We start from the raw sequence: 287 nt of genomic DNA, 5'->3' as shown, positions 1-287 counted from the left end.
GACGATCCGCAGTTCAAGGCGCTCGTCGACGGCGTGCTCGTGCAGTTGATGAAAAGCGGCGAGATCGACGCGCTGTACGACAAATGGTTCATGAAGCCGGTGCCGCCGAAGGGGCTGTCGTTCGACTTCCCGATGAGCGACGTGATCAAGGCGCGCTATGCGGCGCCGAACGACGCGCCGCTCGAGTAAGCGCCGCGCGTCGACCCCGGCTTACGCGCGCGTCCACGCGACGCATGCCGCGTAGTCGGGCGCCGCGTCGAGCCACGCCGCGTCGAACGCCGCGACGC

1 pseudogene is annotated in these 287 nt (G+C 68.3%); it reads left to right on the top strand.

The annotated features are described in order from the left end of the window. A pseudogene (locus tag AAEY78_RS12610) lies at positions 1-189 on the top strand (amino acid ABC transporter substrate-binding protein); the annotation flags it as partial. Between the last annotated feature and the right edge of the window lie 98 nt (positions 190-287).

It is taken from the genome of Psychrobacter sp. 16-MNA-CIBAN-0192, assembly GCF_040309565.1.
In the GTDB taxonomy this organism is placed as follows: Bacteria; Pseudomonadota; Gammaproteobacteria; order Pseudomonadales; family Moraxellaceae; genus Psychrobacter.
The sequence above is the reverse complement of the archived record's forward strand: the minus strand, read 5'-3'. Positions and strand labels throughout refer to the sequence as shown.